Genomic DNA, 13,124 nt, shown 5'->3' on the forward strand with positions numbered 1-13,124 from the left:
CCTACCTTTCAAAAAAACTACGTAGTTTACGAATAAAATGGTTAGTTTGTGATAAATCGTATTTTTTATTTTCACCTAAGTAATTTTGAACAATTTGTTCTAGTTTTGCTGAAATAGGTGAATGGGGAAATTCAGAATAGAAAGGCTCCTGACGGATAACTGCTTTGCGAACATGGGAATCCTCAGGCAATATTCCTAGACTATGTATATCCTTATTTAAAAATTTTTTCATCGCTGATTGTAATCTTTCAAGTGTTAATTTCCCCTCTTTTTCCCTTTCACTTCGATTACAAATTAAAAACAAATTATTCTCAGGAGCATTTATAGATATATATTTCATCATCGAGTAGGCATCTGTAATAGAGGTCGGTTCGGGTGTGGTAATAACAATGATATCTTCAACCGACAATAATACCTGTAAATTTGTTTTTGTCGCTCCTGCACCCATATCAAAAATAATAAAGTCATATAAATGTTGTAAATCCTCTAATTCAGCTAGTAATCTCCGAATAGAGGTTTGATCTAATTCAAGCACTTCCGCAAAGCCATTTCCTGCTGAAATATAAGAAATATTATAAGGACCAGTGTATACGATATCATTGATAGATAAGTTATTTTTGATATAATTTGAAATATTGTTTTGGGAATCGATTCCCAACAATACATCAATATTTCCCATACCTATATCAAAATCAAAAACCAGAACTTTTTTTCCTCTTTGGGCAATTGATATTGCGGAATTTACTGTAATATTTGACTTTCCCACTCCCCCTTTTCCACTGACAACAGCAATTGTCCTAGCGGTCTTTGAATATTTTTCCATTAGCATTTTTCGTAGCTTTTCTGCTTGATCACTCATTTTTTCATACCCGCAAAAAGATGTTCTACTATTATTGTTGGTGAGCCTTCATCTAAATCATCTGGAACATCTTGTCCATATGTTAGATAAGCTACACCTTTCTTCCAGTGCTTTACTAAATTGATAATCGTACCATAGGTTGTTGTTTCATCTAACTTAGTGAAGATGAATTTGTTTATACTTATAGATTCAAAGTTTTTAATAATTTCTTCTAAATCATTTTCTTTCATTGTCATCGAAAGTGTTAAATAAGTTTCTATATTTTGTTTAAAATCAATTAGTTTTTGAAGTTCCTCAATATACTTGATTTCGCGGTAATTCCGGCCAGCTGTGTCAATAAATATATGATCAAAATCATCAAACTTTTTGATCGCTTTTTGAAAATCCTCTAGTTTGTAAACTACTTCTACTGGTACATTCAGTAAATTAGCATACGTTTTTAATTGCTCAATGGCAGCAATTCTGTATGTGTCTGTTGTAATAAATGCGATCTTTTTATTTTTTTCTAGTTTCTCACCTGCAGCTATTTTGGCTAGTGTAGTTGTTTTGCCTACACCAGTCGGGCCAACTAAATTCACATATTTTTTTTGAATATTTATCCCGCCATGCTGTACCTCTGACAGTATTTCTACAAGATAATTTTTTCCCCAATCATTTATTTGTTTCATTGATGGTTCAACGGGACTATTTCTCCATTCTTTCAGCAAAGCACTACTTAAAAAATAAAGAATATCCTCACTTACCTCTTGTTTTTTTAACCCTTCACAAAATATCTGTATAGGTTCGGGAAAATTTTGAAGTTGAATAGAATTTGTTATCGTAATTTCTTGAACCATTCTCTTCAGTTCCGACAGATCTTCCTGCATATTATGATTGGATTCTTCTTTTTTTGTATGTAATGAGAGGTGTGGTGAAACTCGATTCTTTTCTTTCATAACTAATTTCGTTTGTTTAAACTCCGTATCAAGGGCAGCTATAACTTCTAATTTTTTCTTTTTAAAAATTCCAAACCAACCTCTTGTATGTTTGACTTTGGAATTTAATATTACAGCCTCGTCACCTAATTCTTTACGAATCTGTTCCAACGCGTCTGACATATTCAATGCCTCAAATTTTTTCACTTTCATTCAACATTCACCACCCCTATACTTTGAACTTCAACATTTGCTTCCAATTCGTTATAAGAAAGAACTGGAACACGAGGAAAATATCGTTCAGTCATTTGACGTACATACATTCTTACTGCAGGAGAGCATAAAATAATAGGCGAATGACCGACTAAGGATAATTGTTCCACTTGTGCTGCAACAGCCTCCAATATATTTTGTGAATCATTTGGGTCAATTGATAAATAATTGCCGTGTTCTGTCTGTTGAACGCCATCAGCAATGATTTTTTCAATTTTTCCCGAAACGGTAATTACCTTTAATGTTTCTCCGTCTTCCGTATATTGATTGGTAATCTGTCTTGCTAATGCTTGTCGGACATATTCAGTTAATAAATCCGTGTCTGTCGACATTTTTCCAAAGTCAGCTAGTGTTTCGAAAATAATAGTCAAATTGCGAATCGATACATTTTCTTTTAAAAGTTTCGCTAAAACCTTTTGTATTTCTCCTACGGATAGAGGGTTAGGTGTTACTTCCTCAACCAAAATTGGATATGATTCTTTGATATGATCAATTAATTGCTTTGTTTCTTGTCTGCCCAACAGTTCATAAGCATTTGTCCTTAATATTTCCGTAATATGAGTAGAAACAACTGAAGGAGGATCAACAACAGTAAAACCGAGTATTTCTGCTTGTTCCTTCGTATTTTCTGTAATCCATTTTGCAGGTAAACCGAAGGATGGTTCTACTGTCTCTATACCTTCTATAGAATCATCACCTATACCAGGACTCATGGCTAAATAATGATCGAGCAGTAACTCTCCTCTCCCCATTTCATTTCCTTTAATCTTCAAAACATATTCATTAGGCTGTAGTTGTATATTATCCCGTATTCTTACTACTGGTATGACAATACCAAGTTCTAACGCAAGCTGACGTCTAATCATCACTACACGATCGAGTAAATCTCCACCTTGATTGGCATCTGCAAGAGGAATTAATCCGTATCCAAATTCAAATTCGATTGGATCAATGTTTAATAAATTGATCACACTCTCAGGACTTTTTAATTCCTCGGTTTGAACTTCTTCTTCTATTTCATCCATAGAGGAATCAACATTTTTTGAAACTCTAGAAAGTCTATATCCACCGAGTGCCAGTGCCGCAGCTATTGGTATCGTAACTAAGTCATTTATTGGAGTGGCTATCCCTAGTAAAAAGATCGTTCCCGCAGCAATATATAGCATTTTGGGATAAGCTAGCAACTGGGAGATAATATCCTGACTAAGATTACCATCTGAAGCTGCTCGAGTCACCACAATACCTGTTGCTGTTGAGATTAATAATGCAGGAATTTGACTGACAATTCCGTCCCCGACGGTGAGGAGGGAAAATTTTGTAGCTGCTTCAGCAATCGGTAAACCTTGCTGCGTCATTCCTATAATAATCCCGAATATTAAATTGATAAGGACGATAATGATCCCTGCAATTGCATCACCTTTCACAAACTTGCTGGCACCGTCCATCGCACCATAAAAATCTGATTCCCTACTTACCTTTTCCCTTCTTTGGCGAGCCTCTTGCTCAGAAATGATTCCAGCATTTAAATCTGCATCAATACTCATTTGTTTCCCAGGCATTGCATCAAGGGTAAATCGGGCAGCAACTTCTGAAACCCGTTCAGATCCTTTCGTAATGACAACAAATTGAATAATAATTAAGATAAGAAAAACAACAAGTCCTACAATCACATTTCCACCGACAACAAACGTTCCAAACGTTTCAACTACTCCGCCTGCTTCTCCCCTCGATAAAATGGATCTTGTTGTTGAGACGTTTAATCCTAATCGAAACAAAGTTAGTAATAATAATAGAGATGGAAAGACTGAGAATTGCAAAGGCTCTGTCATATTCATTGATGTTAATAAGACGAGTAATGCTAGAGAAATATTAATAATGATAAGAAAACTTAATAGCCCTGGCGGAAATGGTATGATCAACATCGCAACTATTAAAATAACACTAAATAAAACTGATAAATCTCTTGTTGACATACTCTTTCGCTCCTAGATTTTATTTTTAATACGATAGACATAGGCTAATATTTCTGCTACTACTTTGAAAAACTCCTCTGGAACTACATCACCAATATCAGCCTGATCGTAAAGTGCTCTCGCTAATGGCCGATTTTCTACCATAATAATTTCATGTTCATTGCCAATTTTTTTTATTTTTTCTGCTAAAAAATCGACACCTTTAGCAATTACATATGGTGCATCATACTTTTCTTCATCATATTTCAAGCAAATAGCAAAATGAGTTGGATTGGTAATGATAACATCCGCTTTTGGGACTTCTTGCATCATTCTCCGCATCGCCATTTCTCTTTGCCTTTGCTTTATTTTCGATTTTATTAATGGATCCCCTTCGCTGTTCTTATATTCATCTTTTATATCCTGTTTAGACATCCTTATATTTTTTTCAAAATCAAAACGCTGATAAAGATAATCAAACACGGCCAGGAATAGTAACGAAACGGATGCAGCTAAACCCATTTGCAATGCTAGATTAGCAATAATTTTGATTGAATTAGAGACAGACTTAAACGATAGACCCAATACTTCATCAATTCTTGTCCATAAAACGATTAGGGTAACTGCTCCAACAAAGGAAATCTTTAAGATTGATTTTAACATTTCAACAATTGCCCTCATCGAAAAAATACGTTTAAATCCTTTAATTGGATCAAGCTTTTCGAGTTTAGGGGCTATACTTTCCGTTGAAAACATTAAACCAATCTGAGCAAAATTCGAAGCAATTGCAGCGATAAATGCAATGAGCAAAATTGGTCCTAGAATAATGGCAACTTCTTTTAATACTTCAATAACAATCATTTTCAAATTATTTTCTGTTAAATCTATTAGCATATAATGTTGAAAGGCATAGCGAAAAAAATTAAATATGTGACTTCCGATAAAAGAAGAACCGAAAGTTAAGAAAAGAAAAACAGCTAAGAGACCAATTGCCGTATTTATATCTGAGCTTTTAGCGGTTTGTCCTTTTTTTCTAGCATCCTGACGTTTTTTCGGGGTTGCTTTTTCCGTTTTTTCTCCAGCAAAAAACTGTAAATCTAGCGAAATCCAAGTCATCATTGCCCACCTACTAATTTCATTACATCTCTCATTGTATAAAACATATATTCAAATAATTGCTGACAAACTAAAAAGATGACCCCCATTACGATGAATAAAACAATAAAGCTGACTGCTATTTTTACCGGAAAACCAACAACAAAAATATTTAGCTGCGGCACGGTTCTGGCGATAATTCCCAAACCTACATCAACTAGAAAGATAACAGCTACTACAGGAATCGACATTTGAAAGGCAATAACAAACATTTTACCAAATGTACGAATGACGAAATCAATGAGATTTGCGTCACCGAATGAAAATAATGCTTTATCAATAGGTATAAATTGATAACTATAAAAGATACCATCCAAAATAATATGATGACCGTTTAATGCGAGTAAAAGTAATAATGCAAAGCTATATAAATATTGTCCCATTAACGGGCTTTGAGTTCCGGTTTGTGGATCAATGACATTTGCAATGGCAAAACCCATTTGGAAATCAATAAATCCTCCAGCAATTTGGATCGCTGATAATAGGAGATAGGCGATAAATCCAATAGAAAGACCTACCATCGCTTCTTTTATTAACAGCATAAAATATTTCCCATTAATTTCAAAACCTTGAATATCTATCGTGTAATACATTAACCAAGCTAAGAAGAAGGCTAATCCAATTTTATAAATAGCGGGAATCGTTCGATATGAGAATAATGGCATTGTCACAAAAAATGCTGATACTCTAACAAAAATCAATAAAAACACTGAAAAAGATGGAATAAGATGTTCCATTTACTTAACCTACATATCGTGTTAAATTTGAAAAAATATCTGTAGCATATGACAATATATGACTTAGCATCCATGGTCCAAAAACGACAAGCCCTATTAAAACCGCCACAATCTTTGGTATAAACGCTAAAGTTTGTTCTTGAATTTGTGTTGTTGCCTGAAAGATACTTACGATCAATCCAACAATCAAAGCTACTAGAAGAAGTGGCCCAGCAACAATTAAAGTAATATATATTCCTTTTTCAGCAAGAGAAATAACCATATCTGAATTCATTTTCATCCACCTTCTTTTAAAAGCTTTGTAATAATGATTTGACTACAAGATACCATCCATCTACCAAAACAAATAGTAATATTTTAAATGGCAAGGAAATCATTACAGGTGGTAACATCATCATTCCCATAGACATTAATATACTAGCAACGACCATATCAATTACAAGAAAAGGAATAAATATCATAAAACCGATTTGAAAGGCAGTTTTAATTTCACTTATAGCAAATGCTGGAACTAAGGCTGTAATAGGAATATCTTCTATCTTTTTTGGTTTTTCCGCATGTGAATAATCAAGAAACAGCTCTAAGTCTTTTTGTCTTGTATATTTACTCATAAAATCTTTAAAAGGAACAGATGCCTTCTCATATGCTTGTTCTAAAGTAATCTTATCGTTAAACAAAGGTGTCAATGCTTGTTGATTTACTTCACTAAAAGTTGGCGCCATGATAAAAAAGGTTAAAAATAATGAAAGCCCTATAATTACTTGATTTGGCGGCATCGACTGGGTTCCCATGGATGTTCGTACAAACGATAGGACAATGACAATCCTTGTAAACGACGTCAATAATATTAATATACTTGGTGCTAAGGATAAAACTGTTAGGAGTAAGAGAAGCTTTACTGCTGACGAAACAGTGTCAGGTGAACTATTATTAAAAAACTGCATAAAATCATTCATCCGTTTTTTGCTCCTTTTGGTCAAACTTACTCATCACATTTTTTCTATCCTTTTTCATGTTTGCTAGTTGATTATTTAATATATTTTGAAATGATAAATTATTACTTTTACTATTTTTATTTCGATTGGTTAGCTTTGAAATGATATCTCTAGGTTCAAGCGAATGATCTAATTGATCCTTATAAAATTGGATAAATTCATCTATTTCTTTTTTGTCTTCAATTTCCTTTAGCAAGGTGATGTCTTCCCCTACACCTAAAATCAAAATACGATTTCCCGCTTTAACCACTTGTAATGAGCGATTCCCTCCTAAAGGAGTTCCCCCAAAGTTTTGAATTAATCGGTTTTGTTGATAAGATTGACTTTTTTTATTTATAAACTTCAATAAAAAGTATAATAACCCTATGACAAATATAAGTGCAAAAACCATTTTAGCTCCATCCCAAAAAGTAATGATAGAACTATTTGTTGTTTCAACCTTATCTGCTTTTTTTACACTTTGGGGATTTTCTTTTTTCATTTCTTTTTGATTCTCAAGAAAGTCATGAACATTCCCATTTAAGGACTCTGCATGAGCCACTAGTTGTTGCTCACACAGAGGTGTAATTAATAAAATGAGTGTCATTATTTTTAGTAGAAATTTTTGCAAATTTAGTACACCCTCTTATCAACTATTAAGCTAGTGTTTTTTGGATTGCCTCAATAACACGGTCAGCCTGAAATGGTTTAACAATAAAATCCTTTGCTCCCGCCTGAATAGCATCAATTACCATCGCTTGCTGTCCCATCGCAGAACACATAATGATTTTAGCATCTGGGTCAATACTCTTAATTTCCTTAAGTGCAGTGATACCATCCATTTCCGGCATAGTAATATCCATTGTCACAAGATCTGGTTTTAGTTCTTTATATTTTTCTACTGCTTGAGCTCCATCTGCTGCTTCTGCAACCACTTCAAATCCATTTTTTGTTAGTATATCTTTTACCATCATTCTCATGAATGCAGCATCATCTACAACTAGTATTCTATTCGCCATTATTATCGAACCTCCATCAAATATTTTTATAGTTTTTTAATTCGATCTCTTTGACTTACAATATCAGTAATTCTTACACCAAAGTTTTCGTCAATTACAACAACCTCACCTTGGGCAACAAGCTGTTTATTTACTAATATATCCACAGGTTCCCCTGCAAGCTTGTCTAATTCAATAATCGAGCCCGAGCCCAGCTCAAGTATATCTTTTACAGAGCGGTTTGTTTTTCCAAGCTCTACAGTGACTTGAAGAGGAATATCAAGCAGCATATTCAGATTTCTTGTTTCCGGAATTGTTGTTGATACTTCTTCAAAATTAGAAAATACAGCTGGCTGAACATTTTGTATACTATTTCCCCTGTTCTCATTCATAATACTTCTATCTGAATGATTGCTATGCTGATTTACTTGGGGTTGATTTGTTTCATATATTTCAGAATGATTTACAGGTATAGGTTTTTCTGTTGAATCGACATATGTTGGGCCAGCTTCAATTTGTTCATTATTTTTCGAAGCCTTTGTCTCTTCCGTTTCACTAGCATGGAATAAGTCTTCTACTAGTCTTTTACCAAACTCTAAAGGTAATAATTGCATAATTGAGGAATCTATCAATTCTCCTACCTTTAATTGAAAAGAAATTTTAATTAGCAAATCTTGGACTGGAATATTTTCCGCTCCTGCACCAGCTTTAAGGTCCAAGAAATCAATCAGAGGTGGAGAGATGTCTACTCGCTTATTAAACACAGTTGACATCGAAGTAGCCGCAGAACCCATCATTTGGTTCATCGCTTCTTGAACTGCACTGAGTTGGATTTCATCCAAAATAGTTTCAGTAATAATTCCATTCCCGCCTAGCATTAAATCTGCAATTATCGCCGCATCCGATTGTTTAATAACCAACAAATTCATTCCCGAAAAACCTTCTGTATATTTCACTTGAATAGCTACATAAGGATGTGGAAACTCGTCTTTCAATTTTGATTGCTCAATAATTGAAACCGTTGGGGTTGTGATATCCACCTTTTGTGATAAAAGAGTTGATAATGCTGTTGCAGAACTTCCAAAAGAGATATTACCAATCTCACCTAGTGCATCTTTTTCCATAGAGGATAAATAATCTTCTACTACTATTTGATTACTCTCCTCTTCCTCATCAGCTGTGCCGCGTAATAGAGCATCGATTTCATCTTGTGAGAGCATGTTATTCATTATCGTCTCCTCCTTTCACATCATTTAATATTTGTATTGCCATTTTTTTACCCACTTTTCCTATTTGAGCTTGGTATTTAGGGATACCTTCTAATTTTACGACTAGTGGGTCGCGAATTTTTTGTTCCAATGGGATAACATCCCCAATATTAAGGGTTAAAAAATCATCAATCGTAATATCTGTACTTCCTAGCTCAGCTATAAGAGGTATACGTGCATTCTTAATTGTTTTCTCAATATTTTCAGTTTCTATAGGCTCTTTTTCTTTATGATTATTATTTTGCATCCAATAATGAACTGATAGATTTGGAATAATTGGTTCTAAAACTACATGTGGAATACATAAATTAATCATTCCACTTGTTTCACCAATCACTGTATTCATAGAAATGACAACGACAGTTTCATTTGGTGATACCATTTGCAAAAACTGTGGGTTTACTTCAAAGTCTGCTAAAATCGGAGAAATCTCAGCAATGTTTGCCCAAGCTTCTGAAAGATGTTCAAAAGCACGTTCAAATAAATTTGACATTATTTTTTTCTCAATTTCCGTCAAATTATCCACCTTATTAACACTGGTACCTTTTCCACCAAGTACAAGATCTAACATTGAATATGCGATATTAGGATTGATCTCCATTAATATTCTTCCATCCAACGGAGGAACATCATATGAATTTAATATCGTCATTTTCGGAACGGAACGTATGAATTCTTCAAAGGGTATTTGATCAGCAGATGCCACAGAAATTTGCACATACGTTCGTAATTGAGCCGAAAAATATGTAGTTAAAAGCCTTGCAAAATTCTCATGTATTCTTGTTAAGCTTCTTATTTGATCTTTAGAAAAACGTAATGCCCTTTTAAAATCATAAACTTTTACTTTTTTTATTTCTTCTTCCTTTTTAATATCATCCGCATTCATTTCACCGGTTGATAAAGCACTTAACAGGGCATCAATTTCACTTTGAGATAATACTTCTCCTGACAAGGCATACACCTCCTTTAAGATCTATTGATTTTTTTACTGTATTACATAGGAGGTTATGTATATTTCTATAACTTTTCCATTTTGCATGTAGCTGTTAATTTTGTTTTTGAGTATATTTGTTAACTTTTCTTTCCCCTTTATACCATCCATCTCAGATGCAGATGTTTCGGATAATTCCTTAATAACGGAATCTTTTACTTGAAAATCTCTTTTCTCCAATTCACTTTTTGCTTTTTTATTATCTGTTTCAATTTTTAAAGAGATTTTAATGTAATTATTACTTTTTAAATTCGTTGTTATTTCGGGAACATCTACAGAATTTTTTAATACTTCATCGATTGAAGGTGCCGATCCAGCTTTATGATCGCCATTATAAATGATAATAATAATTGCAATTGCACCGGCTAACAAAATCACTAATAAAAGGGACACCATCGTAGTAATCATTTTATTCTTCATGTTGGGTGACCTCCTGATTCATTTTGCCAAATAAATTTATAGATTGATAGAATGCTTGAATACGCTCATGAATCTGTTCTATCTTATCTAGTACTATGTATTGGTGGCCATTTGTTAATGTAATGGTTGTATCTGGAAAACTTTCGATTGTTTCAATATAAAGGGCATTTAACATAAAAGACTTACCATTTAATCTTGTGACGGTAATCATGATTATAGCCAGGACTAAGGATAATCACTTAGTCCTGTCCCTCCTAACTATCGTTTTAAATTCATTAATTCTTGTAAAATTTCATCAGAAGTTGTAATAATCCTCGTATTGGCTTGGAAACCACGTTGGGCAACAATCATATCTGTAAATTCCTCTGATAGATCAACGTTCGACATTTCAAGAGCGCCTGGTGTCAAAGTTCCACGTCCATTTCCTGGTACACCATAATTTGCAGTTCCTGAGTTAACAGATGCTAACAAAAGATTACTTCCTGCTTTCTGTAATCCAGCTGGGTTGCTGAATTTTGCAATGGCAAGCTTACCGATTTCAACGACTTTACCATTTGAATACACACCATTTATTTCTCCCATTGAACCAATATTAAAGCTTTCAAGTGAGCCTTGTTCCTGTCCATCTGGAGTGACAACTGCTTTCAGTTCTTCCCCGCCAAAGGTTAGTTTGGAGAGATCTAATTTAACTGAAAGATAACTTGGTGTACCATTTCCACTATTAATTGGCAATGTAATAGTTGATCCATCATTATTCCACTTTTTATTTACAGAATCATATGTTAATGTAACAGGTAATGTTACAGCTGGATCTAACGTCTTGTCCTCAAATGTAAGTGTCCATGTGGTTCCATTACTTGAAGATGTTTTTAGGTCAAGGACATGTTTTTTTCCATTTGCATCAACAACCTCAATCTGCTGAGTTTGTTCTGTATTTCCACTTACACTACTAGGAAGATTTCCTACAACTTCGATTTCCTTTGTTTTTTGAGAAGGCAAAACTGAATTCACATCAACTACAATGTCTTTTAAACGACCTGTTTCATCATACTGCTGAACTTTTAACCCATCTGCATTAACCAATGTACCTGTATTATCTAAATAAAAGTTCCCTGCACGAGTATAGTAATTTTGATTTCCTTGGCTGACAATAAAGTACCCATCTCCATCTATCCCTAGGTCAAGTGCACGTCCAGTTGTTTGCATGCTTGATTGTGTATCAATTAAATCAATGGATGCCAAGGTAGAACCTAAACCAACTTGCATCGGGTTTTTACCCCCGCGATTATTTTGTGCCCCACTTGCACCGGAGATCATTTGGTTCATTGTGTCCTTGAAAGTGACACGGCCTTTTTTAAATCCATACGTATTTACATTCGCGATATTGTTACCAATTACGTCCAGTTTTGTTTGGAAGTTTTTCATTCCACTAATTCCTGAATACATTGAGCGTAGCATGTTAATTTCCCCTTTCAAATCGGTTTAGCTGTATCTGTCAATCAACAGCTATCGACTTCCTCTACGGTCCAGTCGAGTTATTTAGTTTACAATGATAGCTCCATTAATGTTTGTAAAAATTTGCTCACTTGCCTCTTGTAAATTCATTGCTGTAATAACTGTTTCATTTTTTGCACTAACAACCAATGCTGCATTTTTTACTATAACAAGTGATTCGGTTACACCTTTATCTTTTGCTTCAGCCACTTTCGCACTAATTTTTCCCCATTGATTTGAATCAATGTGAATTCCTCTTTGCCGTAACCTTTCACTAGCATGCTTACTAATCGTTAAATGATTAGATTCATTTGCTAGTGCTTGATTAAATGCTTTAGTAAAAGATGTTTGAATTTGTTTCGTTTGTTTATTTGGTCCTTGAACCGTTCTAGACGTAATTGGTTGTAATGGAATTTGACTAAACATAGGTCGATCCATTAAACCACTTCCTTATCCTTCTATTTTCATTATTTGATCAGCTTTTATTTTTTCTTCATTATCAAGAGTAAACCAAGTATTCCCATCTTTAACTGAAACTGATTTTACAGTAGCTGTTTGTTCATTTTTCTCTTCATCTACCCAAGTTACCTTTTTCCCAATTAAATAACTCGCTTGAATTAAAGAGTTTTCCTTACTTTGTGTGTTAACTTGAGAAATATTAGCAGGAGAAAGCTCTGTTCCATCCTGGAGAATAAATTTAACTGAATCATCAACAAAACGAACGCCTGAGATTACTCCTTTTCCTTGGGAAATCTCTGGGGTCTTATTTGGATCTTTATTTTCAACAATTTTATGCCATGTAATTTCTTTTCCAACAAATTGTGTATAAGTCACTAATTGATTTTGCTGCTCCATAGCCACAAGATTTCCGATTGACTTATTCATATTTGTCATCTGCTCTAATGAAGAAAAGGTAGCCATCTGTGCAATAAAATCTTTATCTTGCATAGGATTTAATGGATCTTGATTTTGCAGTTGAACCATTAATATTTTTAAAAAATCATCTTTTCCTAGAATATCTTGACCCGTTTTTCTTTGAGTTTTTTGCGCATTTTCATACAGTAAACTAGGATCGATTGTGTTTGCCAT

At 34.0% G+C, this 13,124-nt stretch carries 16 protein-coding genes; all 16 read right to left on the reverse strand.

The features are described from left to right. Position 1 precedes the first annotated feature (1 nt). Positions 2 to 859, reverse strand: coding sequence for a MinD/ParA family protein (locus tag ACQKP0_RS05820; protein WP_427404870.1), 858 nt, complete (start codon positions 857 to 859; stop codon positions 2 to 4). Continuing rightward, a complete protein-coding gene (gene flhF / locus ACQKP0_RS05825) occupies positions 856 to 1,986 on the reverse strand; it encodes a flagellar biosynthesis protein FlhF (RefSeq protein WP_427404871.1) in 1,131 nt (376 codons plus the stop codon). The genes ACQKP0_RS05820 and flhF overlap by 4 nt, the downstream gene beginning before the upstream one ends. Then, the gene (gene flhA, locus ACQKP0_RS05830; protein ID WP_427404872.1) at positions 1,983 to 4,019 is read right to left on the reverse strand and encodes a flagellar biosynthesis protein FlhA; all 2,037 of its coding nucleotides are present in this window, start codon (positions 4,017 to 4,019) and stop codon (positions 1,983 to 1,985) included. The genes flhF and flhA overlap by 4 nt, the downstream gene beginning before the upstream one ends. A 12-nt stretch (positions 4,020 to 4,031) precedes the next feature. Then, complete coding sequence (gene flhB, locus ACQKP0_RS05835; RefSeq protein WP_427404873.1) at positions 4,032 to 5,114, reverse strand: flagellar biosynthesis protein FlhB; 1,083 nt, start codon at positions 5,112 to 5,114, stop codon at positions 4,032 to 4,034. Next, positions 5,114 to 5,890: a flagellar biosynthetic protein FliR gene (fliR, locus tag ACQKP0_RS05840; protein ID WP_427404874.1), complete on the reverse strand. Its 777-nt coding sequence runs from the start codon at positions 5,888 to 5,890 to the stop codon at positions 5,114 to 5,116. The genes flhB and fliR overlap by 1 nt, the downstream gene beginning before the upstream one ends. Positions 5,891 to 5,894: 4 nt before the next feature. Further along, positions 5,895 to 6,164: a flagellar biosynthesis protein FliQ gene (gene fliQ / locus ACQKP0_RS05845; RefSeq protein WP_427404875.1), complete on the reverse strand. Its 270-nt coding sequence runs from the start codon at positions 6,162 to 6,164 to the stop codon at positions 5,895 to 5,897. 16 nt (positions 6,165 to 6,180) lie between these two features. Then, a complete protein-coding gene (fliP, locus tag ACQKP0_RS05850) occupies positions 6,181 to 6,846 on the reverse strand; it encodes a flagellar type III secretion system pore protein FliP (RefSeq protein ID WP_427404876.1) in 666 nt (221 codons plus the stop codon). Then, positions 6,839 to 7,366: a flagellar biosynthetic protein FliO gene (locus tag ACQKP0_RS05855; protein ID WP_427404877.1), complete on the reverse strand. Its 528-nt coding sequence runs from the start codon at positions 7,364 to 7,366 to the stop codon at positions 6,839 to 6,841. The genes fliP and ACQKP0_RS05855 overlap by 8 nt, the downstream gene beginning before the upstream one ends. 154 nt (positions 7,367 to 7,520) lie before the next feature. Then, the gene (locus ACQKP0_RS05860) at positions 7,521 to 7,883 is read right to left on the reverse strand and encodes a response regulator (RefSeq protein ID WP_427404878.1); all 363 of its coding nucleotides are present in this window, start codon (positions 7,881 to 7,883) and stop codon (positions 7,521 to 7,523) included. 26 nt (positions 7,884 to 7,909) lie between these two features. Continuing rightward, on the reverse strand, positions 7,910 to 9,091 hold the full coding sequence (fliY, locus tag ACQKP0_RS05865; RefSeq protein WP_427404879.1) for a flagellar motor switch phosphatase FliY: 1,182 nt from the start codon (positions 9,089 to 9,091) through the stop codon (positions 7,910 to 7,912). Next, complete coding sequence (fliM, locus tag ACQKP0_RS05870; protein WP_427404880.1) at positions 9,084 to 10,082, reverse strand: flagellar motor switch protein FliM; 999 nt, start codon at positions 10,080 to 10,082, stop codon at positions 9,084 to 9,086. Before fliM ends, fliY begins: the two co-directional genes overlap by 8 nt. A 33-nt stretch (positions 10,083 to 10,115) precedes the next feature. Then, positions 10,116 to 10,541 (reverse strand): flagellar basal body-associated protein FliL, encoded by a 426-nt coding sequence (gene fliL, locus ACQKP0_RS05875; RefSeq protein WP_427404881.1) that lies wholly within the window; start codon positions 10,539 to 10,541, stop codon positions 10,116 to 10,118. Beyond that, complete coding sequence (locus ACQKP0_RS05880; protein WP_427404882.1) at positions 10,531 to 10,752, reverse strand: flagellar FlbD family protein; 222 nt, start codon at positions 10,750 to 10,752, stop codon at positions 10,531 to 10,533. Before ACQKP0_RS05880 ends, fliL begins: the two co-directional genes overlap by 11 nt. 47 nt (positions 10,753 to 10,799) lie before the next feature. Next, a complete protein-coding gene (locus ACQKP0_RS05885) occupies positions 10,800 to 11,999 on the reverse strand; it encodes a flagellar hook protein FlgE (RefSeq protein ID WP_427404883.1) in 1,200 nt (399 codons plus the stop codon). An 81-nt stretch (positions 12,000 to 12,080) separates the two neighbouring features. After that, the gene (locus ACQKP0_RS05890; protein ID WP_427404884.1) at positions 12,081 to 12,473 is read right to left on the reverse strand and encodes a TIGR02530 family flagellar biosynthesis protein; all 393 of its coding nucleotides are present in this window, start codon (positions 12,471 to 12,473) and stop codon (positions 12,081 to 12,083) included. 12 nt (positions 12,474 to 12,485) lie between these two features. Continuing rightward, positions 12,486 to 13,124, reverse strand: coding sequence for a flagellar hook assembly protein FlgD (flgD, locus tag ACQKP0_RS05895; protein ID WP_427404885.1), 639 nt, complete (start codon positions 13,122 to 13,124; stop codon positions 12,486 to 12,488).

This window comes from Heyndrickxia sp. NPDC080065 (assembly GCF_050281185.1).
Taxonomy (GTDB): Bacteria; Bacillota; Bacilli; order Bacillales; family Bacillaceae_C; genus Heyndrickxia.

Excerpts from the sequence above, each read along its gene's own strand:
- ACQKP0_RS05820 (WP_427404870.1), bottom strand. The coding sequence starts at position 859 with ATGAGTGATCAAGCAGAAAAGCTACGAAAAATGCTAATGGAAAAATAT.
- flhF (WP_427404871.1), bottom strand. The coding sequence starts at position 1,986 with ATGAAAGTGAAAAAATTTGAGGCATTGAATATGTCAGACGCGTTGGAA.
- flhA (WP_427404872.1), bottom strand. The coding sequence starts at position 4,019 with ATGTCAACAAGAGATTTATCAGTTTTATTTAGTGTTATTTTAATAGTT.
- flhB (WP_427404873.1), bottom strand. The coding sequence starts at position 5,114 with ATGACTTGGATTTCGCTAGATTTACAGTTTTTTGCTGGAGAAAAAACG.
- fliR (WP_427404874.1), bottom strand. The coding sequence starts at position 5,890 with ATGGAACATCTTATTCCATCTTTTTCAGTGTTTTTATTGATTTTTGTT.
- fliQ (WP_427404875.1), bottom strand. The coding sequence starts at position 6,164 with ATGAATTCAGATATGGTTATTTCTCTTGCTGAAAAAGGAATATATATT.
- fliP (WP_427404876.1), bottom strand. The coding sequence starts at position 6,846 with ATGAATGATTTTATGCAGTTTTTTAATAATAGTTCACCTGACACTGTT.
- ACQKP0_RS05855 (WP_427404877.1), bottom strand. The coding sequence starts at position 7,366 with ATGAAAAAAGAAAATCCCCAAAGTGTAAAAAAAGCAGATAAGGTTGAA.
- ACQKP0_RS05860 (WP_427404878.1), bottom strand. The coding sequence starts at position 7,883 with ATGGCGAATAGAATACTAGTTGTAGATGATGCTGCATTCATGAGAATG.
- fliY (WP_427404879.1), bottom strand. The coding sequence starts at position 9,091 with ATGAATAACATGCTCTCACAAGATGAAATCGATGCTCTATTACGCGGC.
- fliL (WP_427404881.1), bottom strand. The coding sequence starts at position 10,541 with ATGAAGAATAAAATGATTACTACGATGGTGTCCCTTTTATTAGTGATT.
- ACQKP0_RS05880 (WP_427404882.1), bottom strand. The coding sequence starts at position 10,752 with ATGATTACCGTCACAAGATTAAATGGTAAGTCTTTTATGTTAAATGCC.
- ACQKP0_RS05885 (WP_427404883.1), bottom strand. The coding sequence starts at position 11,999 with ATGCTACGCTCAATGTATTCAGGAATTAGTGGAATGAAAAACTTCCAA.
- ACQKP0_RS05890 (WP_427404884.1), bottom strand. The coding sequence starts at position 12,473 with ATGGATCGACCTATGTTTAGTCAAATTCCATTACAACCAATTACGTCT.
- flgD (WP_427404885.1), bottom strand. The coding sequence starts at position 13,124 with ATGGCAAACACAATCGATCCTAGTTTACTGTATGAAAATGCGCAAAAA.